At 45.8% G+C, this 23,606-nt stretch carries 16 protein-coding genes; 8 read left to right on the forward strand and 8 right to left on the reverse strand.

Annotated features, from left to right (window positions below):
- Nucleotides 1-63 precede the first annotated feature (63 nt).
- On the forward strand, nucleotides 64-2,355 hold the full coding sequence (locus RH85_RS16575; RefSeq protein WP_006713856.1) for a patatin-like phospholipase family protein: 2,292 nt from the start codon (nucleotides 64-66) through the stop codon (nucleotides 2,353-2,355).
- 307 nt (nucleotides 2,356-2,662) lie between these two features.
- The gene (gene acnB / locus RH85_RS16580; RefSeq protein WP_006713857.1) at nucleotides 2,663-5,251 is read left to right on the forward strand and encodes a bifunctional aconitate hydratase 2/2-methylisocitrate dehydratase; all 2,589 of its coding nucleotides are present in this window, start codon (nucleotides 2,663-2,665) and stop codon (nucleotides 5,249-5,251) included.
- 249 nt (nucleotides 5,252-5,500) lie between these two features.
- On the opposite strand, the gene RH85_RS16585 is transcribed toward acnB, so the two are convergent.
- The 3 genes from RH85_RS16585 to RH85_RS16595 all read right to left on the reverse strand — a co-directional run bounded on the left by RH85_RS16585 (nucleotide 5,501) and on the right by RH85_RS16595 (nucleotide 9,204).
- Entirely contained in the window at nucleotides 5,501-6,634 is a 1,134-nt protein-coding gene (locus RH85_RS16585; protein WP_006713858.1) for a glycerate kinase, read from the reverse strand.
- A 19-nt stretch (nucleotides 6,635-6,653) separates the two neighbouring features.
- Nucleotides 6,654-7,919 (reverse strand): GntP family permease, encoded by a 1,266-nt coding sequence (locus RH85_RS16590; RefSeq protein WP_006713859.1) that lies wholly within the window; start codon nucleotides 7,917-7,919, stop codon nucleotides 6,654-6,656.
- 133 nt (nucleotides 7,920-8,052) lie between these two features.
- Nucleotides 8,053-9,204, reverse strand: a complete 1,152-nt coding sequence (locus tag RH85_RS16595) for a sugar diacid recognition domain-containing protein (RefSeq protein WP_006713860.1) — start codon at nucleotides 9,202-9,204, stop codon at nucleotides 8,053-8,055.
- Nucleotides 9,205-9,434: 230 nt separating this feature from the next.
- Here RH85_RS16595 and RH85_RS16600 point away from each other — a divergent pair, with 230 nt between their 5' ends.
- Nucleotides 9,435-9,806, forward strand: a complete 372-nt coding sequence (locus RH85_RS16600) for a YacL family protein (RefSeq protein ID WP_039949209.1) — start codon at nucleotides 9,435-9,437, stop codon at nucleotides 9,804-9,806.
- Between the two features lie 140 nt (nucleotides 9,807-9,946).
- Here the strand turns inward: RH85_RS16600 and RH85_RS16605 are convergent, their stop codons facing one another.
- A complete protein-coding gene (locus RH85_RS16605; RefSeq protein ID WP_160162465.1) occupies nucleotides 9,947-12,691 on the reverse strand; it encodes an immunoglobulin-like domain-containing protein in 2,745 nt (914 codons plus the stop codon).
- Between the two features lie 433 nt (nucleotides 12,692-13,124).
- Between RH85_RS16605 and RH85_RS16615 the strand changes: the two genes are divergently transcribed.
- From RH85_RS16615 to RH85_RS16635, 5 genes are all read left to right on the forward strand, one after another.
- Nucleotides 13,125-13,463: a P-II family nitrogen regulator gene (locus tag RH85_RS16615; RefSeq protein WP_006713864.1), complete on the forward strand. Its 339-nt coding sequence runs from the start codon at nucleotides 13,125-13,127 to the stop codon at nucleotides 13,461-13,463.
- A gap of 22 nt (nucleotides 13,464-13,485) precedes the next feature.
- A complete protein-coding gene (locus RH85_RS16620) occupies nucleotides 13,486-14,715 on the forward strand; it encodes an ammonium transporter (protein ID WP_006713865.1) in 1,230 nt (409 codons plus the stop codon).
- 151 nt (nucleotides 14,716-14,866) lie between these two features.
- Complete coding sequence (locus RH85_RS16625; protein WP_006713866.1) at nucleotides 14,867-15,880, forward strand: Fe(3+) ABC transporter substrate-binding protein; 1,014 nt, start codon at nucleotides 14,867-14,869, stop codon at nucleotides 15,878-15,880.
- A gap of 88 nt (nucleotides 15,881-15,968) precedes the next feature.
- Entirely contained in the window at nucleotides 15,969-17,594 is a 1,626-nt protein-coding gene (locus RH85_RS16630) for an ABC transporter permease (RefSeq protein ID WP_006713867.1), read from the forward strand.
- Entirely contained in the window at nucleotides 17,594-18,625 is a 1,032-nt protein-coding gene (locus tag RH85_RS16635) for an ABC transporter ATP-binding protein (protein ID WP_006713868.1), read from the forward strand. Before RH85_RS16630 ends, RH85_RS16635 begins: the two co-directional genes overlap by 1 nt.
- Here the strand turns inward: RH85_RS16635 and RH85_RS16640 are convergent.
- The 4 genes from RH85_RS16640 to RH85_RS16655 form a co-directional block, all read right to left on the reverse strand.
- Nucleotides 18,622-18,906, reverse strand: a complete 285-nt coding sequence (locus RH85_RS16640) for a ribbon-helix-helix domain-containing protein (RefSeq protein ID WP_006713869.1) — start codon at nucleotides 18,904-18,906, stop codon at nucleotides 18,622-18,624. The genes RH85_RS16635 and RH85_RS16640 overlap by 4 nt on opposite strands.
- 98 nt (nucleotides 18,907-19,004) lie before the next feature.
- Entirely contained in the window at nucleotides 19,005-19,565 is a 561-nt protein-coding gene (locus RH85_RS16645; RefSeq protein WP_006713870.1) for a DJ-1/PfpI family protein, read from the reverse strand.
- Between the two features lie 160 nt (nucleotides 19,566-19,725).
- The gene (locus RH85_RS16650) at nucleotides 19,726-21,138 is read right to left on the reverse strand and encodes a phosphoglucomutase/phosphomannomutase family protein (protein WP_006713871.1); all 1,413 of its coding nucleotides are present in this window, start codon (nucleotides 21,136-21,138) and stop codon (nucleotides 19,726-19,728) included.
- 49 nt (nucleotides 21,139-21,187) lie between these two features.
- Entirely contained in the window at nucleotides 21,188-23,596 is a 2,409-nt protein-coding gene (locus RH85_RS16655) for a glycoside hydrolase family 94 protein (protein WP_006713872.1), read from the reverse strand.
- Nucleotides 23,597-23,606 lie beyond the last annotated feature (10 nt).

Below are 23,606 nucleotides of genomic sequence, written 5' to 3' on the forward strand. Positions count from 1 at the left end.
ATATTGTTTAGTCTGCATTAGGCAGATTGCCAGTTAAGCGCTCAGTATTGCGATGAGAAAGGGATGTCACTTGTGAACAAACTTCACCTATTATCGATCATGCTACCTTGCATGATCGCCGTATCTCCGGTGGCTGCTCAACAAGAGCAGGACTCCACCCGTCAAAAGGTGGCCGTGGTATTGGCCGGTGGCGGCGCAAAAGGTGCAGCGCATATTGGCGTATTAAAAGCATTAGAAGAAATGCGAGTGCCTGTGGATGTGGTCACGGGCACCAGTATGGGCGCGTTTGTTGGTGGTTTGTATGCCACCGGGATGAGCGCTGATGAAATAGAAAGCTTTTTGACCACCATTGAGTGGGGTAACGGTTACCGCGATAGGGTTGACCGCAGTCAGCGCCGAGTTCGTGACAAAGAGTATGAAGACCGTTACCAGCTCACGACGGATATCGGTTTTGGTTGGGGAGAGCTGAAAGGCACTCGAGGTGTCGTTCAAGGGCAAGGGATGCTCAAGATTTTACGCGAAACTACGGGGAATCTTCCTGCTTTCCAATCGTTTAATGATCTTGCGATTCCTTATCGTTCCGTCGCAACTGATATCGTAGAGTTAGAGCCTGTTGTTATTGATCAAGGGTATTTGGTTGATGCCATGATGGCGAGCATGTCTGTACCGGGAGCATTGCCGCCCTATCATCTTGATGGCCATTTATTGGTCGATGGTGGCGTGACGAATAATATGCCCGTTGATGTGGCGCGAGATCTGGGCGCTGATGTTGTTATCGCAGTGGACATCAGTACCGATTATAAGCAGGAAGAAGATTTTACCGATCTGTTTACCGTAGCTGATCAATTGTCCAATTATTTGGTGCGCAGCAGTACCAGTCGCCAAACCGAAACCCTAAATGATAGCGATGTTTTGCTGTTACCTGATGTGGGGGACATGGAAACCACCGAGTTTGATCGCATGCCTGAGGCCTATCAAGAAGGTTATGATATCGCCATGGCGCAACGCGATAAGCTCTCTGCACTAGCATTGACGGCTGCGCAATACCAAGCTTATATCGACAATAAACAGGCGGTGCGTAAGCAATTACGTTATGGCGATGAGATCGAAATTCGCGATGTAGTGATCAACAACCATACCCACTACAGTGATGAGTTATTGGAAAACCGTTTAGATATTGATACCGGGCGCAAAGTAACGACGCGCGAGTTGGAACAAAGTGTCCAAGATTTATATGCACTGGATCGTTTTGAACTGATTAATTATCGCTACGGCCAAGATGGCGATGACGATGTATTAGTGGTCGATGTGAACGAGAAATCATGGGGACCAAACTACATGAATTTTCGTTTTTTCCTTGAGGATGATTTCTCCACCGATAGTCAGTATTCGATTGGTATTTCAACCAACTTTACCGACATTAACCAAAATGGTGCAGAACTGCGTACTAACTTGGAAATGGGTACTGATAAAACCATCGAAGCGGAACTCTACAGCCCATTATTCGCGCAGCAAAAAGTGTTCACGACACTGGGTGTTCGTTACAATAAACAAAAGCGCAATGCACCATTAAGCGGCTTTGATGATACTAGCCTAGAAGCGACGCAGGATTTCTTACCTGTGACCTACACCGAATGGGTGGGCGAATGGGCTCTCGGTTATCAAGAAACCTTATGGCGAGAATTTAAAATTGGTTTGAGATACACCGATGGTGATGGTGCGTTTGCCTCACTACCGTCTATTGGTGATGTCCAATTCCAGCGCACTGGCGTGTTTGCTAACTATCGTATTGATACGTTAGATAATTTTAGCTTGCCAACACGTGGGCTTTATTTCGATATTAACTATCTCGTTTCTCACGATGAAGGAAATGGGGATATCTCGCAGACAAGTAAAGAAAAAGACACGTCCTACGAATTTGGCGCCAAACTGATCGCCGCGACCAGCTTTTCTCGCCATACTTTGGTCGCAAATATTGATACTGGTTTTGTGCAAAGCAAAAACTCTTCCGTGCCTGTCGATCCCGAAGAGATCGGTGGTTTTTTAAATCTATCTGGCATTCCACGTAATAGCTTAATTGGGCAAAACAAAGTCTTTAGCAGCTTGGTTTATCGTTATCGTTGGTTTGATAATGATTTTGGCTTGTTTACCGCGCCATTTTATCTTGGTGCATCGGTTGAATATGGTGGTGTTTGGTCAGATCCTGATATTGGAATTGAAGACGCTCCGTTATACAAAGCAGGGTCCATTTTTGCCGGTATTGACTCGCCAATTGGGCCAATAATGCTGGCATATGGTCGCACAGAACACAATTTCGATTCGGTTTATTTAATAATAGGAACGTCTTTTAAATAGCTGAGTTAAGATAAACATCACTCTATTTTCAGAGTGATGTTGCGGGACGGCTGGTGATTATTCGTAGAACTTTAGTCTTAAGTTGCTATGTTGGTCAAAATGGTAAGATTTTAATTTATCGTTAAATTTGCTATCATGCCGCCCACAGTTTGGCCTCTCTGGCGCTGTTTATCAGTCATTAAAAGAATGACAAATATGGCAATGGAGAGCCAAGTTTCCAAGGATGTTTACTCCTTTTTTGTTGTGACAAACATAAGTGTTACAGCAAACATAAAATGAGGAGAAACCGCAATGAGAGGAAAAAGTCGTGCTTGAAGCCTACCGTAAACACGTCGAAGAGCGTGCTGCTGAAGGAGTTGTACCAAAACCTTTAGACGCAGAGCAAGTTGCTGGACTCATCGAACTTGTTAAAAATCCCCCACAAGGTGAAGAAGCGTTCATTCTTGATCTGCTTGAAAATCGTATCCCACCCGGTGTTGATGAAGCGGCGTATGTAAAAGCCGGATTCTTAACTGCTGTGGCGAAAGGCGAAGTCGCATCACCACTGGTTAGCCGTGAAAAAGCAGCGCAACTGCTAGGCACCATGCAAGGTGGCTACAACATCGAATCATTGATTGAACTACTTGATGATGCCGCGTTAGCTCCAATTGCGGTTACTGCGCTATCGCACACGTTATTGATGTTTGACTCTTTCTACGATGTGGAAGAAAAAGCCAAAGCGGGCAACGAGCACGCACAGCAAGTCCTACAATCTTGGGCGGATGCTGAATGGTTCACGTCGAAAAATAAAGTCGCTGAAAAAATTACAGTAAAAGTATTTAAAGTCACTGGTGAAACCAATACCGATGACTTGTCTCCAGCACCTGATGCGTGGTCACGCCCAGATATTCCCGTTCATGCTAAAGCAATGCTTAAGATGGAGCGCGATGGTATCACCCCTGATGATCAGGGTAATGTCGGACCAATCAAGCAAATTGAAGAGTTGCAAAAAGACGGCATTCCACTGGCTTACGTTGGGGATGTTGTTGGTACTGGTTCTTCGCGTAAATCGGCCACCAACTCAGTGCTTTGGTTTATGGGCGATGATATCCCATACGTACCGAACAAACGTACTGGCGGTATCTGTTTAGGTGGCAAGATCGCGCCAATCTTCTATAACACTATGGAAGATTCAGGTGCGTTGCCTATCGAGCTAAACGTGCAAGATATGAATATGGGCGATGTAATTGACATCTATCCATATGAAGGCGTGGCTTGCAAAGACGGTACAGAGATCTCTAGCTTTAAACTCAGCAGTGTACTGCTTGATGAAGTGCGTGCTGGTGGTCGTATTCCTTTGATTATCGGTCGTGGCTTAACCAGCCGTGCTCGCGCTTCGCTTGGTCTAGAAGAAACCGATCTGTTTGCTAAACCGGTTGATCCGACGGCTTCTGATAAAGGTTACACCCTGGCGCAGAAAATGGTCGGTAAAGCGTGTGGCGTAGAAGGTGTTCGTGCTGGTCAATACTGTGAGCCAAAAATGACCACGGTTGGTTCGCAAGATACGACGGGCCCGATGACGCGTGATGAATTGAAAGATTTAGCCTGTCTTGGCTTCTCGGCTGATTTGGTAATGCAGTCATTCTGTCATACCTCGGCATATCCGAAACCGGTAGATGTGAATACGCACCATACACTACCTGATTTCATCATGAACCGTGCAGGTGTTTCATTGCGCCCGGGTGATGGTGTTATCCACTCGTGGCTAAACCGCATGTTGTTGCCTGATACTGTCGGTACCGGTGGTGACTCGCATACCCGTTTCCCATTGGGTATTTCATTCCCTGCAGGTTCTGGCTTAGTCGCCTTTGCAGCAGCAACGGGAGTGATGCCTCTGGATATGCCTGAGTCAATTTTGGTACGCTTTAAAGGTGAAATGAAACCGGGTATCACACTGCGTGATCTGGTGCATGCCATCCCTTACTACGGTATTCAACAAGGTCTGTTGACGGTAGAAAAAGCGGGCAAGATCAACGAATTCTCAGGTCGTGTACTTGAAATTGAAGGGGTTGAGCACCTTAGCGTAGAGCAAGCATTCGAACTGTCTGATGCTTCAGCTGAGCGCTCTGCGGCCGGTTGTACCGTGAAGCTTTCTCAAGCATCGATTGAAGAATACCTCAACTCTAATATCACCATGTTGAAGTGGATGATTTCTGAAGGTTATGGCGATCGTCGTACCATCGAGCGCCGTATTACTGCGATGCAAGAGTGGTTAGATAAACCAGAATTGATGGAAGCGGATGCGGATGCAGAATACGCACACGTGATTGAAATTGATTTGGCTGAGATTGACCAACCGATCCTTTGTGCGCCAAACGATCCTGATGACGCGCGTCTTCTATCGGATGTGCAAGGTACACAGATCGATGAAGTCTTTATCGGTTCTTGTATGACCAACATTGGCCACTTCCGTGCGGCAGGCAAATTACTTGAGAAGTTTAATGGTCAGCTCGATACGCGTTTGTGGGTCGCTCCACCAACGAAGATGGATAAAGATCAGCTTACCGAAGAAGGTTACTACGGTATCTTTGGTCGCGCTGGGGTGCGTATTGAAACTCCGGGCTGTTCATTGTGTATGGGTAACCAAGCACGCGTAGCTGATAAGGCGACAGTCATGTCGACTTCGACTCGTAACTTCCCGAACCGTTTAGGTACTGGGGCGAACGTTTATCTTGCTTCAGCGGAACTGGCTGCGGTAGGTGCGATTTTAGGCAAGATTCCAAGCATGGAAGAGTACCTAGAGTACGCTAAGCAAATTGATGCCACTGCTGCTGATACTTACCGTTACTTGAACTTCCATAAGATGGCTGAGTACACCAAGAAAGCGGATGAAGTGATCTTCCAAGAGCCAGCGTAAATGCTCATGCTTTCCCTATTGAACTAGTGTGTTTGATAGAAAATAAAAAACCGCAGATTGAGAGTCTGCGGTTTTTTTATCTCCGTCTTATTTGTCATTGCCGCTGTGTTAGCTTGCTCTCAGCAACATCATCATCACATAGCCCACTATGCTCAGAAGATTGCTTCGTTTGCTGCCTTGCTGCAATACCAACTAATTAGGAGATATTGGTTTAATGTTCATGGTTGTTTCAGAACACAGAGAGTGAATCTAGATTTTTAGCGCAAACATCGCTGCCACATTACGTGCCGTTAATTCAATATTCTCAGCCGCTTCAGCCATCGCCGTTGGTAAGTCGACCGAGCGGTTTACTACCGCGAATACCGCATCAATACCATGCTCATGCACCACACCGCAGTCTTGCGTTAAACAGCCTGAAATACCGATTACCGGTACCGCGTGTTTTTTCGCCGCGCGAGCGACACCAATTGGCGTTTTACCGTGAATAGTTTGGCTATCAATACGACCTTCGCCAGTAATCACTAAATCTGCGTCAGCCACCACATCCGTTAGGTTAACGGCGTCCATCACAATCTCGATGCCTGGGCGAAGTTCTGCGTTTAATAGGCCCATCAGTGCCGCACCTAAACCACCTGCCGCGCCAGCGCCTGGACGGTTTAGTACATCATGACCCAATTGCTTCTTAATCACCTCAGCGTAGTGAGCAAGGTTGCTATCAAGCTGTGCCACCATCTCTGGTGTTGCGCCTTTTTGTGGACCGAATACTTGCGACGCACCTTTAGGGCCGCATAGTGGGTTGTCCACATCACACGCCACTTCTAAACGTACTTGTGCAAGACGAGGATCAAGACCGCTCATATCGATAGTATGCAATTTTGCTAGCTCACCGCCACCAAAACCCAGTGATTGACCCGTTGCATCCAGTAGACGAATACCGAGAGCTTGCGCCATACCTAGGCCGCCATCATTGGTTGCACTGCCTCCAATACCAACGATGATGTGTTCAACACCTTTATCAAGCACAGCTTGGATTAACTCGCCAGTACCTAAAGTTGTGGTGATCATTGGGTTGCGCTTGGCTGGCTCAACAAGGTGTAGACCTGATGCCGCCGCCATTTCGATAATCGCTGTTTTGCCATCACCCATTAAACCGTAGAAACCCGTTACTTTTTCACCCAGTGGGCCAGTAACCGTATGCTCAATAATCTCGCCGCCAGTGGCATCCACCAAAGATTGAACCGTGCCTTCACCGCCGTCAGCCATTGGTAGTTTTATGTATTCAGCGTTTGGCAAAACTTGCTTAAAGCCTTGTTCAATCGCAATCGCGACGTCCATCGCACTAAGACTTTCTTTGTATGAATCAGGAGCAATAACAATTTTCATAGTAATAACCTTAAACGCCTTAAACAAATAGACCAAATACACCGAACATCATAGTAGAGACAAACGCGATCATTAGACCTACGGCTGACTCATAAGGGATGAGCTTTAGACGCTCACGAATATCCATATGCACCGCACCACCAGTGGCATGGAAAAAGCTACCATGTGGCATGTGGTCAAATACGGTTGCACCAGAGTGAATCATGGCTGCGCCAGCCAGTGCAGGTACGCCAAGTTCTAGGATTGTGCCACTAAATACGCTTGCTGCGACTGCCGTACCAGCTGTCGTCGATGCGGTAGCCAGTGACATCATGGCACCTGAAATCGGCGCGAGTAGGTAAGACGGTAAACCTGATGCGGTTAGGATCTCAATTAATCCGCCTTTTAGGCCAGAGTTCGCAATGATACCGGCTAGAGTACCTGTACCGAGTAGCATTACTGCCACTGGTGCCATACGGCTTAGGCCAGAGACAGCGAAGCGGTTGGTATCGTGGAAGCGACCCATCACCACTGCGCCAAGGAAGCCACCAAGCGGTAGAGCAATTAGAGGGTCGATGTTGATGCCTGCGATAGGACGTAGCGCAAGCAGCGCAATCGCAACCAATGGGGCAACAATCGCTGCGCCAAAGCTTGGTAGCTTGCTTAGGTCAACGGAGACCACTTCGCTTTCATGCACCATGCTGCCTTTGTTAGTCAGGCGCTTCGCAATCATGTAAGCCACGATAAGACCAAACAAACCTGGGATCACGCCCGCGGCCATTACTGAGGTCAGTGGTACGTTAAACGCGTCTGCTGCTGCGATCGCATTTGGGTTTGGTGACATCACGTTACCGGCTTTACCGCCGCCGACCATTGCCAGCAAAATTGCGGCTTTAGAGATGTTGGCACGTTGTGCGATAGCTAGAGCGATAGGAGAAACGGTGATCACCGCAACGTCAACGAATACGCCAACGGCAGTCAGAATTAGAGTCGCTAGAGCAAGAGCGAGTAGGGCACGGGTTTCGCCTACTTTCTTTACAATCGTTTCGGCAATCGAGGTAGCGGCGCCAGATTCAATTAGCACGCCAGCGAGTACACCCGCAGCCAAAATGCGTAATACAGCAGTGACAATACCTTGCGCGCCGCCAATCATCAGTGAAACGGTATCAGTCAGTGATACACCACCAATGACACCACCAACCAGTGCGCCAATGATCATGCCGTAAGCGGGTGGAACTTTGCGTAGGATAAGCGCGATTGCCACAATCAGAGCAGCTAAGGCGCCTAGGGTAGAGACTTCAACCATGGTTGTTTCCATCTAAGTTATAAGAGTTATTTTGTGCCGACTATAGAGCGGTGTGTTCTGGTCGTCTTTAGAGTGGATAACAAATATTCAAGCGTTTACGACGCTGTTTTTGTGCGCATGCACAAATTGCTCGCTAGTGGCCGAAGAGTTTTAGGGCAAGGTAAAGATGCAATTTGTTATCTAAGTTATTGATATTTAGGTGGGTAATTTCTTCTATGCGTTCTAGGCGATAACGTAGGGTATTGCGGTGAATATGCAGTATTTGGCAAGTTTGATAAGCATCACAGTTCTGTGCAAAAAATGCCTTCAAGGTTTTTACCAGTGTGCCTTTGTTGTCTTTTTGCAGCAGCAAATCAAATGGTTCTTTGATCTGCTCCACTTTCCAAGACTCTTCAAATAGGCTGCTTAGCAGAACAGGCAAGCGGTGGTTTTGGTAGAAAAACACTTCTCCGTCTTGATCATCAATGGCGTCTAACGTCAGTTTGGCGGTTTGATAAGACTTACTTAAACCATCAGGGCCAGAAAAATAGTCTCCTAACGCCATACGGATTTTGAACTTACCCAATTGGCGTACCCGCTTGAGCAGTTTGGTCACGCGCTTACGTTCATTCTCAACCGACCAGCCAGATTTGGTCAGTTCAATCGGCTTTAGTACCACTACTTCATTGGTTGAAACCGATAAGATGCCCACTAGATTATCGCGTTCAGGAAATTCTAATAAGTGCACCAATTGCTGCAAGTTTGCTAATGAGAGCGGCGCATGATCATCGTCAGACATAACCTGTACCACCGCGGCAATGCGTGGCTTGGTTAAATCAAGTTCCAGACGATCGGCAATCACACGGATCTGACCGTCATCCAATGGCGCCCCTTGAATCAACTGCATCACTAACTCTTCGCGATGGCGTTTGTGCCACTCAACTTGTGACATCAAGGCCGCTTGTTCAACGATCAACTCAGCGGTCATTTTGACCAGTTCACCATATTGCTGCACGTTGTCAGGTTCGCCTGAGATACCAATCACCCCAATCACTTTATCTTGATAGATGATCGGGAAATTGATGCCCGGTTTTACCCCTTTGAGGTGCTGAGCGGTGGCTGAGTCAATCGCCACCACGCGCTGCTCTGCGATGGCAAGAATCGATCCTTCATGACGTTGACGTAGCCGAGTAGGATCGCCAGAGCCAATAATTCGGCCAAACTCATCCATCACATTGACTGAATAAGGGATGATTTTCATCGAACGCTCAACGATTTGTCGGGCGATGGTTTCGTTTAACTGCATAGAAGACTGGCTGTTGGTTACAAAGGTCGCAAGATACCACTGGCCTAGAATCGGAACAATATTGATAAGGTTGTGGAATACTCTTTGAGTAAAAATGATGGGTTAAATAGCATTCGCAAGCGCAGTTTCAATCTCAAGTACAGTGATGCCACATTGAATTTCCGTGTCAGTTTTGCGTCGAAGGTAGCTTGTCGTTATACTCGCCGCGATTTAATTGCTAGGCCGTCGTGATGGAATTTGAATTTGTAAGAAACACCTTAATGGGCGAATACTACGTAAAATGCAGCATGGGGCATGAAATCGTTGGGCGTTGGCTGCAAGAAGAGATTGGTAAAGATGCACAGAAGATTGATCAAGTTGAGCAACTGATTGACAAAGCTTTGGCTGCGCCACAGCAAGAGCATATGCTGTTGGGTAAGGAAATCAGCCTTTCTATTCTCGGTGATGAAGTGACCGTGCAAGAAAACGTGTTACTGCATGGTGAAGAGCTGGATGCTGATAGTGAATACGATTTCTATGATTGTGAAAGCACCGCAAGTTGTGGGCTAGAGGATTTTTCACTAGCGATAGAGCAGTGGCAGCGTTTTTTAAATAACCGCTAACAGAGCGTCATCTTTTCTCGTTTTTACCTTTCTGGTGTTAGATCTTTTATTGACGAAAAAGCGCACCAAGAAAGGTGCACTTTTTTATGTCGTCATGTTTGCTGTTGTGCCAAATAAGTGGCCGTATAACAAATGATGGGTTAGTGACATTGTCGATAGTTTTCGAGAGCGCTTTCTAGCATTAAGGTCGTCGAAAATGCTTCTTGGCGGCTTGGTAGTGCCATTGTCGTAACTTCAATTCCCATCTGAGTCATGTCTTGTAAATCTTGCCAGCTGTAATCATCACATTGACCTTGGCCCGATTTCGCTTGCTCGATAGCTTGTTGGGTTAATTGCGCCAGCTTATCGATGTTTGCAACATCGGCAATATCACTTGCGGTGATCACAAAAACCGCTTGAGTCATTTCTGCATAGTTACCATCGCTATCGGTTACTTGATAAGTCACGCTAGAATAGCCTTCTTTATTGGTATCAATGCTTCCTTCTACGTCAATCATATCAGTGATGTCGCCATCTTCCGTGTCGATCGCGGTGACATGATCGGCGTGATTGAATTGGCTTGAAAGCAAAACGTTGGTTGACGCAAACCCCTTCAATGTTGGCTTCTCATTCGACGGATTGTGCTTTTGTAGCGAGCGATCCACCGCTTTTACTGAGTATTGATACTGGCTGCTCTGGCTTACTTTCTTATCTTTAAAGGTGTTGGTGTCTGTAAAGCCAACCAATTGACCATCGCGATAAATTTCATAACCGAGTAGGTGCTCTTCTTGTTCATCACTCACTGTTAAAGTCAGGGTATTGCCTGATATAGAAGTGATTTTCGCATTGTTAGTACCAGTAAAACCGTCGCCTTGGTAGTCAAACGTTCCACGAACTGTGGCATACCATGTCGGCAGCGCGACTGGCTCCAAGTGGCCAATGTCATGAATGATCACATCGTCCGCAATAAATCCATAGCGTTTGAAATGCTCACTCATATCCAAACCAATGATTTTTGAGGTTTCACTGACCAGGTATTCACGATAGTTGTCATGGCTGCTTGAGTCATCAAATGCACGTAAAGAGCGGTGCAGTTCTTGCCATAAACCAGGTTTAAACAACTCGAGCTGAACTAACATTAAGGTTTTAACGGTTTCAGGCATCTTGTCAAAAGGCACTTGATTAAAGATGTCTTCGAACGCTTTATCATAGGCACGATTGTAGTTTAAGTTATTCACATAGCGCGCAAAATTGTCTTGGCCAGAGTGTTTATAGGTGAGCACATGATCAGGCACGTTGGTTGAGATGTGGTATAGCGGGCGTAACATTGAATGCTCAAGTTGATGCGCCATTTCATGCAAATAAATTGAAAATGTCTCTCGTCCTGGGTTCTGATAGGCGTATAAGAATGGAGACCAAGAAACAACCGGATATTGTGTAAATCCAGGGCTGGCCGATGCAGAGCCATTATTATCACTATTTTTGATCATATGAGTCATCATCATTGATGAATCAGCGATATCAAACATAGCGAGTAGCTCGCGTGTCATGTCATTCCATTTTTCAATAGTGCGACTTGATGATACGCCATCTTGGTTAAATGCTTTGTGCGCCAGCCCAATCGTTTCTGTGTGAATAATATTATCAGTCACAATATCGATTACGCCAATCGTGGAGCGGTCATTGAGATAATCCTGGTAATAGCCGTCAACTAGGTTGCGTACATCAGCATCATCATCACTACCTCTAATCACCGGATAATCTTGGCCACCAGCGATACGGATTTTGGCTCCTGAACCTTGTTGAGGGTTCGCATATTGGTAGTAAATTGGACCACCACGACGAATTTGAGTTTGCATCGAGCCACCCGTTAAGAACGGAACTTCGATTTTATTGTAACCGTGGTTCAAGCGTACGGTTTGATTCCATTCTGTTTCAGGTGTGAGTTTTGGAGCGTATTGAGTAAACACTAATTCAACATCACGATTTGTATCGAACTTCGATTCAGGGTTCTCAACAAAAACATGAATCTCATCGCCAGCCGCCGCCGCGACGCCCGTGATTTGGTAATTATGAGAGAAGTGCATGCCGTTGCGGTCATTAAACTCGATGCGGTCTTGCCCTTTATTGAGTTCGATTACATCGGTGCTCAAACTGTCTGGTGCCACAACAAGCTGTTTTGCGATCTCAATATAAAGCAAGAATTCATGTTTATCGTAGCCTTGTTCCCATGACTCTAGATCGGGAAGAGCGACGATTTTTTGCTCAATAAGTAAAATATCTTCAAGAGTGAGTGTGTTTTCTTTGAGTGCAGACATGGTCGCGTCAGTGAACCAGCTCATGACAACGTCAAAAGGGGAGACAGAATAAAACTCAAAGTCTTGAGCTCCAGCTTTATCACCAATGGCCTCATCAAAAACAAGTTTGATACGCTTTGCTTCAAAGGGTTCAAATTCAAATAAAACAACACGAGGAGCATCAATATCAGCAGAACCTGTCGCCATCAGAGAGAAGTTATTACCTTGATTGCTCTGAGATGCATAAAGACTGAAATGCAAAGCTGAGCCAGTTTGATTTCTCTGACGGGTATAAAAAAAACTGCCGATATTCTCAGTGTTGTTAAATTCTACAATCACTTCATTTTTAAATTGGTCGGAATTTTTTTTATCACTTAGCCAAAGCGATGAACTCGAGCGATCAAATGCGGCGTCAAGCCAGCCACCACCGTTGTTTTCATAGCTGAGAGCGTTGAGGATGTAAGGTTCTTTGTTTTGGTAATCCTCCCCCCAGCCAGAGGGAGTAGCCGTTAGGGTGAGGTCTCGATCAACATCATTGCTTAAAGCATAAGTTGAAGCACTCAAAAGCATCAGACTGATTGCGGGAACCAGCAGAGGACATTTTATCATTTGTTTTTTACCAATTAATTGCCAGCGAATTATTAATTTCGTTGATGTAACTACTCTGTTGAGCGGCATTTTGTAGCGAGCTTCATGATTTGGCGTTTGTTTTTATTTCATTTTGTGATCTTTATTCAAGTATTGATTCTCATTGTGATGTATGGGTTTGTTTCTGTTTGTTTTCTGCACGCCAAAAGAGATTTTTCCAATGGTGAATGAGGCGGGAGATTATGGTGGCGATTCGAACGTCAACGATAGGGGGAGTAATGTGGTTTTTATGCTGCTAACTGCTTTATATTCGGGAATCCATGCACCATTAAGGTGCAGTAACAATTGCTTTGTTGTTTACTTTTATCGCTTATTTAAAAGAAACAATAATTTACAGACTTGGCATGCAACTTGGACTATAGAAATAAAAGACAGCATACCTTGAGAGGAAGCAATGAAACTAATCAACGCCATTATAAAACCATTTAAACTAGACGACGTGCGTGAAGCGTTGGCTGATGTTGGAATTGAGGGGATGACCGTCTCTGAAGTTAAGGGCTTTGGCCGTCAGAAAGGTCATACCGAACTTTATCGCGGAGCAGAATACCAAGTCGATTTTCTGCCGAAAGTGAAATTGGAAATCGCCACTCAAGCAGAGAATGTTGATCGTGTTATTGAGGCAGTAACGAAAGCGGCGCATACCGGTAAGATCGGTGATGGCAAAATCTTCGTTTATGACTTGAGCCAAGCAGTACGTATTCGTACCGGTGAAATGGACACAGAAGCCCTGTAATACTAAGGATTGGAGAATGAACATGGAATTATCATTAACAGTAAGTGAACTACGCTACGCCCTCGACACTTTTTTCTTTCTTATTTCAGGTGCGTTAGTGATGTGGATGGCAGCAGGTTTTGCCATGTTAGAAGCGGGGCTTGTCCGTTCAAAAAACACCACGGAAATTTTAACTAAGAACATCTGTTTATACGCTATTGCCTGTACGACTTTCTTGGCCGTTGGTTACAATATTATGTATGTCGATAATAGTGCAGGCGGTTGGTTGCCATCATTTGGTGCTCTTATTGGTACTCAAAGTGAAGGCGCGGATCATTCACTAGAATCAGACTTTTTCTTCCAGGTGGTATTTGTTGCGACGGCGATGTCAGTGGTATCTGGTGCGGTAGCTGAACGTATGAAACTTTGGTCTTTCCTGATCTTTTCGGTAGTGCTAACAGCATTCATCTACCCAGTAGAGGGGTACTGGACATGGGGTGGCGGTTTCTTGTCAGAAGCAGGCTTTAGTGACTTTGCAGGTTCAGGCATTGTGCATATGGCGGGGGCATCAGCAGCGTTGGCAGGTGTATTGTTACTGGGTGCTCGTAAAGGTAAATACGGCAAAAATGGCGAGATTTACCCTATTCCAGGTTCAAACATGCCCCTTTCAACTTTAGGTACATTCATCTTGTGGTTCGGCTGGTTTGGTTTCAACGGTGGCTCACAATTGATGGTGTCTGACTTTGAAAATGCGACCGCGGTGGGTCAGATTTTCCTTAATACCAATGCAGCGGCTGCGGCTGGTGCGATTGCAGCGCTTCTAGTGTGTAAAACGACTTGGGGTAAAGCTGATTTGACGATGATTTTGAACGGTGCGTTGGCTGGCCTTGTGGCGATTACGGCTGACCCACTATCACCATCGCCAATGTATGCGGTAGCGATTGGTGCTGTCTCTGGTGTGGTTGTTGTCTTTAGTATTGTCGCGCTAGATAAGCTTAAAATTGATGATCCAGTGGGCGCTATCTCAGTGCACGGCGTATGTGGTTTCTTTGGTCTGATGGTTGTGCCATTGAGCAATGCGGATGCGACCTTTAGTGCTCAGTTGCTGGGTGCCCTTGTTATCTTTGCTTGGGTGTTTGGTGCAAGCTTAGTGGTATGGGCTGTGCTAAAAGCGACTATCGGTATTCGAGTGACCGAAGATGAAGAGCTCGAAGGTATGGATGTTCATGATTGTGGTGTAGATGCATACCCGGAGTTTGTTTCACTTAAATAGTGTTGAAATATAGCGTTACAAATTAACCAACTAGAAACCTGTCGTTATCGGCAGGTTTTTTTATGTTTAAGAATTGTATTCCAACCGTACATGATTATAATAACGCAACTGATAAACATTATCATTTAATAAAAATAAAGGATTTCTGAGAATGAAAAAGCTGCTCACACTTTCTGCACTAGCTTGTGCAACTATCGCCCCAACAGCAATGGCTGCTGATGAAGTGAACGTATACTCTTATCGTCAACCTTTCCTAGTTGAACCAATGTTCAACGAGTTCACTAAAGAAACAGGCATCAAAGTAAACGTTAAGTTTGCTAAAAAAGGCTTAGCAGAAAAGCTAGCTCAAGAAGGTGAGTACAGCCCAGCAGACGTTGTTCTAACCGTTGATATCAGCCGTTTGTCTGAATTAACAGAGAAAGGCTTAGTTCAACCAGTGAACAGCGACATTCTTGAAAAAAATATTCCAGCGCAATACCAAGATACCGATAACGAGTGGTTTGCACTGACTACTCGTACTCGTAGCGTTTACTCCTCGCGTGATCGTGTTGGCAAACTAGGCCAAGACTTTACGTATGCAGACCTTGTGAAACCTGAATTCAAAGGCAAAATCTGTACTCGTAGCGGTAAGCACCCTTACAACGTATCTTTGGTTTCTGCGATGATTGCTGAGAATGGCGAAGCGGCAACTAAAGAGTGGTTGGAAGGCGTAAAAGCGAACCTAGCACGCAAACCGCAAGGTAACGATCGTGCGCAAGTGAAAGCGATCAAAGAAGGTCTATGTGATGTGGCACTAGGTAACAGCTACTACCTAGGTAAAATGGTTAATGACCCAGAGCAACTTGCGTGGGCAGAGTCGGTATACATCAACTTCCCTAACCAAGAAACCACCGGTACGCACGTAAACATCTCTGGTATGGCAATGGCGAAATACGCACCAAACAAAGAGAACGCTCAGAAACTGATGGAGTTCCTAGCGGGTGACGTTGCGCAAAACATGTACGCAGAAGTGAACTACGAATACCCAGTTAAACCAGGTGTTAAACCTTCTGAGCTAGTAGCATCGTGGGGAGAATTTAAAGCGGACCCAATTTCTCTTGATGAAATCGCTGATCACCATGAAGCAGCTATCAAGTTACTTGATGAAGTGAAATTTGACCTGTAATCACATCTAAGGGTATAACAGTACCCAATGTGTTAAAGGAATGAGGTGTATTTGTATTTACACCTCATCAGCCTGATATGACTAGGCGATGAAAGAAAATAATTATTTCTGGAAAACCAGCAGTGGGGTGCTTGCTCTACTGCTGGTTTTACCTATCTTAGCGATATTTTTTACAGCTGTTGGCGAAACAGATCAGCTCTTCTCTCACTTGATGTCTACAGTGATGACCACTTACACCTATAATACGGTGGTGCTGGTTATCGGCGTGATGCTGCTCTCCCTTCTCTTTGGTATTCCTTCTGCATGGTTAATGGCGATGTGCCGTTTGCCAAGCGAGCGTATTTTGCAATGGGCGCTCGTTCTACCACTGGCGATGCCGGCCTATATTGTTGGCTATATCTTTACCGATTGGTTTGATTTTGCCGGCCCGATTCAAATTGCATTGCGCGATATGATGGGGTGGCAAGCTGGAGACTATTGGTTCCCTGATATTCGTACTTTAGGTGGTGCGATTATTGTCCTTGCTTTGGTGCTGTATCCTTACGTTTACCTCCTGTGTCGCGCCGCGTTTATGGAACAAAACGTCTCGTTACTGCAATCGGCTCGTCTATTGAAATGTTCTCCTTGGCAAAGCTTCTTTCGTATTTCATTGCCTTTAGTACGTCCGGCGATAGCGGTAGGCTTGTCGCTGGTGGCTATGGAAACTATCGGCGATTTTGGTACCGTGAGTTACTTTGCTGTGAATACGCTCACCACTGCGGTTTACGATACTTGGCTCGGCTATTCTAGTTTAACGGCTGCAGCAAAAATCTCGGTGATTATGTTGGTATTTGTGATTCTGTTGTTGTCGCTAGAGCGCTACAGCCGCCGTAAACAAAAACTGTTTCAAAGCCAATTTAGCAGCCGTGAAGATTTCAGGTATGAACTGCGTGGTTGGAAAAAATGGCTCGCACTTATCTGGTGTTGGGGCTTGGTGGCCGTCGCCTTTATCTTCCCGTTAGGGCAGTTGTGTATCTATGCCTACAAGTATTTTGCCCAAAGCTGGACACCTGAATTTCAACAATACGCACTCAACAGTCTTTATGTTTCATTAAGTGCGGCAGTGATTGGTGTGCTTATCGCATTGGTGGTGAACTTCTATCATCGTTTAAATGCCAGTCGAGCCTCTTTGGCGTTTATGCGTCTTTCATCTATGGGTTACGCTGTTCCCGGCACGGTATTGGCGATTGGTGTGATGGTTCCGGTTATCTTTATGGATCATGCCGTTAATGATTTGGCCAAAGCGATGGATTGGGGGCGGCCTGGATTGATTTTTTCAGGCTCGATGTTTGCGATTATTTTTGCGCTGGTTGTACGCTTTTCTGCGGTGGCGATTGGTAGTATTGAGAGCAGTCTTAGCAAGGTATCACCATCGTTAGATATGGCATCGCGTACCATGGGATGCAACCCAAACACGATGCTGTTACGAGTTCATGTGCCATTGATTCGTCGTGGAGCACTGATTGCCGGTTTATTAGTGTTTATTGAGTCGATGAAAGAGCTCAATGCTTCGCTGTTATTGCGCCCGTTTAATTTCGAAACTCTGGCGACGTATGTATTTAACTATGCGTCGGATGAGCATCTTGAGTTGGCTGCAATGCCCGCTGTAATTTTAGTGTTAGTTGGCCTTGTGCCACTAGTATTGGTCAATCGTTCTTTAGAGCAGGTACATTGATGAGCTGTGCACTTTCTATTCATAACCTTACCTGTAAATACGATGAGCAGACAACGATCTTAAAAGAGCTGTCTCTGGCAGTAGAGCAAGGCGAAATTATCTGTTTATTAGGGGCAAGTGGCTGCGGTAAAACGACCTTGCTAAAGGCAATTGCTGGTTTGTTGCCATTGAGTTCAGGCTCTATGACGCTTAATTGCATGACGATTGATGATGGTGAAAACTGGTTACCGCCAGAGCAACGTAATATCGGCATGATTTTCCAAGATTATGCTCTTTTTCCTCATTTAACGGTGGAGCAGAATGTCGCTTTCGGTTTGAGTGATTTGAGCGGTGATGAGAAACGTCATGTGGTGGCAGAAATGTTGGAGTTGGTACATTTAACTGGCTTTGGCGAGCGTTACCCGCACCAGCTTTCTGGTGGTCAACAGCAGCGTGTTGCGATTGCTCGTTCATTGGCCTACAACCCAGACTTATTGTTGTTAGATGAACCGTTCTCAAATATCGATACTCAAGTTCGTCACGAATTGATTGGTGAAATTCGCAAGATCTTTAAGCAACAAGGGGTGACGGCTATTTTTGTTACTCATAGCCGTGAAGAAGCATTTGCATTCGCCGATAAAATGGCGGTGATGAACCACGGTGTGATTGAGCAATATGGTACGGCAACCGAACTTTACTACCAACCTTCAAGCAAGTTTGTTGCTGATTTTCTTGGTGGCGGCAGCTACATCGCGGCAAAACGGTTGTCAGAATATGAGTTTGATACTGAACTTGGTGTCATTGAAGCCACGGCGCAGCAGCCGATTGAGTTGTCGGCACAATGTGAATTATTGCTCCGCCCGCAGTATATCCAAATTAGTGCGGTGGAAGAGAGCAGTGTGGTCGTGACTGAGCAGCAATTTATGGGGGATCATTGTCGTTACGTCATTAATGCCAATGGCCATCGCTTGCTTGCCAGTTCGTCAGAACCGCTTGAGATCGGGCAGGCAGTCTCTGTCAAAGTTGAAACTCAGGGTATTCTGGCGTTTTAAGCATGATTTAACTGAATGCGTTGCCCGCCATTAAGATAGGTTGTACAAGCGACGCGTAATAAAGAGGTAAAGTTACCCACTTCACCTCTTTTTTCTATCACTTCGTTGTAAATACGCGTTAGAAACTCAGCCACACTAATATTGGCTTCGGCGGCAATGTCATCGATGACTTTCCAAAAAACCGCTTCCAGTCGAACACTGGTTACCACTCCATCAATTCGAACCGATTTTGATTTTAGCGCGAACAATTCCACTTCGGCGCCGGAGTATATCTCACACATCTTAAGCGCTCCTTTTGATTCGGAAAGATCAGCATAATGGTTTGGCAGAAAATCACAGTACTCCTTTGGTCTAACCGAGTGACAAAACCAATTTTGAATTAAGTGAGTTGTTGGTTGAATTGTGCCAGCCATGCGGGATGAGCAGGCCATGCTGGTGCCGTAATAAATTGCCCGGAGGTGATAGCCTGATCCATCTCGAGTTCAACATATGTCGCTCCTGCAAGCTCAACTTCTGGCTGACAGGCTGGGTAAGCTGAAATCTGTTGTCCTTCAATAATGTTTGCAGCGGTGAGTAGTTGTGCACCGTGGCAAATCGCCGCGATCGGCTTATTGTCTTGGTAGAAAGCTTGAACTAAGACGAGCACCTCTGGATTGAGCCTTAAATACTCAGGGGCGCGGCCACCGGGGATCAATAGTGCATCGTACTGAGTTGAATGTACGCTTTGGAAGCTTTGATTGAGAGTGAAATTATGGCCGACTTTTTCTGTGTAAGTTTGGTCACCTTCAAAGTCATGAATCGCGGTTTTAATTTGTTCGCCTGAAATTTTGTTGGGGCAGACGACATCAACATCATGTCCTAACATTTGTAGCGCTTGAAACGGCACCATGAGCTCGTAATCTTCAACAAAATCGCCGGCAATGATCAGTACTTTGGCCATGTGGAGTTATCCCTTGTTTGTGATTGAGTAATTAACTTAACAACTCATTTACAATTGGTGGTAATAAGGGATTACTACATTAAAAATTTTAGCGATAAAAAAGCCCGGCTAATGCCGGGCAATGCTCTCACCTATAGGGTATGAGGAGCTTGGTAAAATCTTACAGTTGCAAGAACTCTTTTACCTGCTGCACCACACGTTCAGCGGTCTCTTTGTCTGCCATTTCAGCAAAGATACGCAGTAGTGGTTCGGTACCAGAGAAGCGAGCGATAACCCAGCCGCCATTCTTAAAGTACACTTTCGCACCGTCTTCATAGCTGACTTTTTCGATATCAAAATCGAATTCAGGAAGTTGTTTGTCGACGTAAATTTTGCTGTAAAGCGCATCTCTGTGTGCCGGTCTAAATTTGCAATCACCTTCCGCGGTATAGGCGTAGCCGTATTTCGAGTAGATCTCATCGAGCAGCTCGGAAATCTTCTTACCCGTAACAGAGATCATCTCAACCAACAGGCTTGAGGCGAATACGCCATCTTTGCCTTTGATGTGACCACGAATGGTCAGGCCGCCTGAACTTTCACCACCGATAAGCGAATCATCGGCTTCCATTTGTGAGCTGATGTGTTTAAAGCCTACTGGAACCTCAAAGCTCTTCTCGCCGTGATCTGCGGCAATCTTGTCCAAGATATGCGTGGTCGCGATGTTACGTACTACAGAACCTTTCCAGCCTTTGTACTCAAGCATGTAGTAGTAAAGCAGCATCAGCACTTCATTTGGATGAATAAAGTGACCTTTTTCATCGATGATACCCAGACGGTCAGCATCCCCATCGGTACCGATACCAATGTCGTAGCCTTCATGAGCGACGATGTGCATCAGACGATAAAGCGTTGCCGCACTTGGTGATGGCATCAAGCCACCAAAGTCTGGGTTCTTACCGTCATTGATTACGTCGACTTCACAGCGGCCATTGATCAAAACCGTTTGTAGGGCATTTTTCGCCACGCCAAACATAGGATCGATCAGTACGCGTAGATTGGCTTTTTTGATCGCTTCGATGTCGATGAAGTTAATGATTGAATCGACAAAGGCGTTCATTGGGTTGATGATTTCAACCAGTTGGTCAGCCAGCGCTTGTTCAAAATCGACACTTTTCACTTGTTCAGCGGTTAGAGTCGCAATCTGCTGTTCCACTTTTTGTGTGATGACTTCATCTGCATCACGGCCACCTTCAATGAAAATTTTAATCCCATTGTAGTCAGCAGGGTTGTGCGAAGCGGTAATGCAAGCAGAGTAAGCACAGTTGCGCTCTTTTGCTTCAAACATCACGATAGGGGTTGGAACAAACTTGTCGATGAAGCTGACTTTAATGTTGTTAGCTGCAAGAACTTCAGAGAACCAACATGCAGCTTTGTCAGACAAGAAACGACGGTCATAACCGATGATAAAACCGCGTTCAGCGACGTTTTCATCGTTAATAATATTAGAGAGTGCTTGGGCAACAAGACGAACGTTGTCTTTGGTAAATTCTTCACCAATGAAGGCGCGCCAGCCGCCTGTACCAAATTGGATCATGGGATATTCCTTAGGAAAGAGGGCAGCAGCGTGACTGCTGCCCATCAGATTAGCCTAGTGTTACGATAACTTCGTTTACTGAGCCTTCCGCTTGAACCGGTACAGCAGTACCCGTGATTTGCTCGCCATTTAGCGTAATAGATTTCACGCCTTTGCTGACTGAATCTGGGTTAACAACTTGGATGTTGTACGTTGCACCTAGCCATTGACGAGTCACTTCAAATCCAGGCCAGTTAGTTGGGATACATGGATCGATAGTTAGACCATCAAAACCGGTACGAACACCAAGAATAAAGTTAGTCACAGCGAAGTAAGCCCAACCTGACGTACCAGTTAGCCATGGGTGGTTTGCACGACCATGGTCTTGGTGGTCACGACCCATGATGAACTGAACGTATGAGTATGGTTCTGCATAACGTTTTTCAATCATGTCGTTTTGGTTGTATGGGTTTAGTGCATCGTAGAACTTCATTGCACGGTCACCACGACCTAGTTTTGCTTCCGCAACCCATGCCCATGGGTTTGGATGCGAGAAGATAGCGCCATTCTCTTTCACGCCTTGGTAAACGCGAGTCACAAAACCGATGTCATCATTTGGCGTTGCAAATGATGGTGAGTTTAGGTGTAGACCGTATTCAGAGAATAGGTTCTCATCAACTGCATCCATCGCTTTTTCACCGCGCTCTTGAGAAACCGCACCAGATAGTACTGCTAGCGTGTTTGACTCAAGGTGTACACGGCCTTCCGCTTGTTGCGCAGTACCGATCTTGTCGCCATTCTTAGTTAGACCGCGAATGTACCAGCCACCTTCGTTATCCCACAGGTGTGTTTCACACGCTTCACGAACGTTAGCCGCCATGATGGTGTACTTCTCGACATCTTCTTCTTTGCCTAGGAATTTCGCTAGGTCAATAAACTCTTGTAGTGCCCAGAAGTGTAGGAATGACACCATTGAAGACTCACCACCGCCTAGGTTTAGACAGTCGTTCCAGTCTGCACGTAGGCCTTTACAGATACCCGTTTGACCAACGTATTCTGCAGAGAAGTCCAGTGCCGCTTTCATGTGATCGTAAACAGTAGCAACGCCGCCATCTGCGTAAGGGATCATTTCATTGAAGAAGCTGTGCTCGCCGGTTTCCATCACGTACTTACAGATAGTCGGAACTAACCATAGGTGGTCATCAGAACAGGTATCTTCGATACCGTGGATCTTGTCATCATCTGATGGGGTAGGGACAACCGTTGGTGATTTAGATGGTTCAACATCCGCTTTCTCTGGATCAAACCAATCAGGATCAAATAGGTGCAGACCGTAACCGGCTTTTACTTGACCGCGTAGTAGGTCAACCAGACGCTTACGCGTCATCGCTGGGTTTGCGTGTGGCACAGAGATCGCATCTTGCGCCGTATCGCGGTAACCCAAACCAGTACGGCCGCCCACTTCGATGAACGAAGCAAAGCGAGACCAAACTACACACGTTTCAGCTTGGTATAGAGTCCATGCGTTGATCATGGTATCTAGACCTTCGTTAGGCGATTTCACTTGGAATTTCGCACAACGCTCATCCCAGTGTGCTTTGATGCCAGCGAATGCGTTATCTACTTCAGCAAGGTTTTGGTATTTGGTACGTAGACGCTCACCATTGCCTTTACCGATACCAAGGATGTAAGCGAAGCGAACTTCTTGGCCAGGTTGAATAACAAATTGTTTATGTAGAGAACCACAGTGGTTGTAACAAGTTTGCGCAGTGTTGAAACACTTGCCTTGCTCTACCGCTAGTGGGTTTGCTTCATCGCGGTATGCGCCAAGGAAGCTGTCACGTTGACCATCGTATGAATCTGGATCAAACGTTGACGCTAGGTAGTAGAAACCTTCGAAATCGTTAGTGTTGTAGTAAAGATCGTATTCGATCACGCCATCGTTGTAAGACGTACCCGCAGAGTACAGAGACATCTGGTGGTTTTGGTTGTCAGATTGGATATGGCTGAAAGAGAATTCAACAAAAGAGAAAGCACTGATAGTACGTGGCTTATCTGACGTGTTTTTGATCACAACATCCCAAACTTCAGCATCTTCGCCTTTAGGAACGAATAGCGTTTTAGTTGCTTCAATGCCGTTGTAATCACACTTGAATTTCGAGTAAGACAGGCCGTGACGAACTTCGTAGCTCGCTTCGTCCAAGCTCTTCGCTACTGGTTGCCATGAGATTGACCAGTAATCGCCAGTCTCATCATCACGCAAGTAAACGTAGTGTCCTGGGCGATCAAATGTCGCGTTTGGACGGAATTTTGTCACACGGTTGTACTCTGGAGAGTTGTAGAAAGAATAACCGCCAGCATTGTGTGAGATAACAGTACAGAATTTTTCTGTACCTAGGTAGTTCGTCCATGGTGCAGGCACGTCAGGGCGAGTAATGACATATTCGCGATTGTCGTTATCGAAATAGCCGTATTTCATCTTAATTTCC

It is taken from the genome of Vibrio ichthyoenteri ATCC 700023, from assembly GCF_000222605.1.
Lineage (GTDB): Bacteria > Pseudomonadota > Gammaproteobacteria > Enterobacterales > Vibrionaceae > Vibrio > Vibrio ichthyoenteri.

Excerpts from the sequence above, each read along its gene's own strand:
- RH85_RS16605 (WP_160162465.1), bottom strand. The coding sequence starts at position 12,691 with ATGATAAAATGTCCTCTGCTGGTTCCCGCAATCAGTCTGATGCTTTTG.
- RH85_RS16620 (WP_006713865.1), top strand. The coding sequence starts at position 13,486 with ATGGAATTATCATTAACAGTAAGTGAACTACGCTACGCCCTCGACACT.
- RH85_RS16645 (WP_006713870.1), bottom strand. The coding sequence starts at position 19,565 with ATGGCCAAAGTACTGATCATTGCCGGCGATTTTGTTGAAGATTACGAG.
- RH85_RS16595 (WP_006713860.1), bottom strand. The coding sequence starts at position 9,204 with ATGCAGTTAAACGAAACCATCGCCCGACAAATCGTTGAGCGTTCGATG.
- RH85_RS16615 (WP_006713864.1), top strand. The coding sequence starts at position 13,125 with ATGAAACTAATCAACGCCATTATAAAACCATTTAAACTAGACGACGTG.
- RH85_RS16655 (WP_006713872.1), bottom strand. The coding sequence starts at position 23,596 with ATGAAATACGGCTATTTCGATAACGACAATCGCGAATATGTCATTACT.
- RH85_RS16585 (WP_006713858.1), bottom strand. The coding sequence starts at position 6,634 with ATGAAAATTGTTATTGCTCCTGATTCATACAAAGAAAGTCTTAGTGCG.
- RH85_RS16600 (WP_039949209.1), top strand. The coding sequence starts at position 9,435 with ATGGAATTTGAATTTGTAAGAAACACCTTAATGGGCGAATACTACGTA.
- RH85_RS16630 (WP_006713867.1), top strand. The coding sequence starts at position 15,969 with ATGAAAGAAAATAATTATTTCTGGAAAACCAGCAGTGGGGTGCTTGCT.
- RH85_RS16640 (WP_006713869.1), bottom strand. The coding sequence starts at position 18,906 with ATGTGTGAGATATACTCCGGCGCCGAAGTGGAATTGTTCGCGCTAAAA.
- RH85_RS16650 (WP_006713871.1), bottom strand. The coding sequence starts at position 21,138 with ATGATCCAATTTGGTACAGGCGGCTGGCGCGCCTTCATTGGTGAAGAA.
- RH85_RS16575 (WP_006713856.1), top strand. The coding sequence starts at position 64 with ATGTCACTTGTGAACAAACTTCACCTATTATCGATCATGCTACCTTGC.
- RH85_RS16590 (WP_006713859.1), bottom strand. The coding sequence starts at position 7,919 with ATGGTTGAAGTCTCTACCCTAGGCGCCTTAGCTGCTCTGATTGTGGCA.
- RH85_RS16625 (WP_006713866.1), top strand. The coding sequence starts at position 14,867 with ATGAAAAAGCTGCTCACACTTTCTGCACTAGCTTGTGCAACTATCGCC.
- RH85_RS16635 (WP_006713868.1), top strand. The coding sequence starts at position 17,594 with ATGAGCTGTGCACTTTCTATTCATAACCTTACCTGTAAATACGATGAG.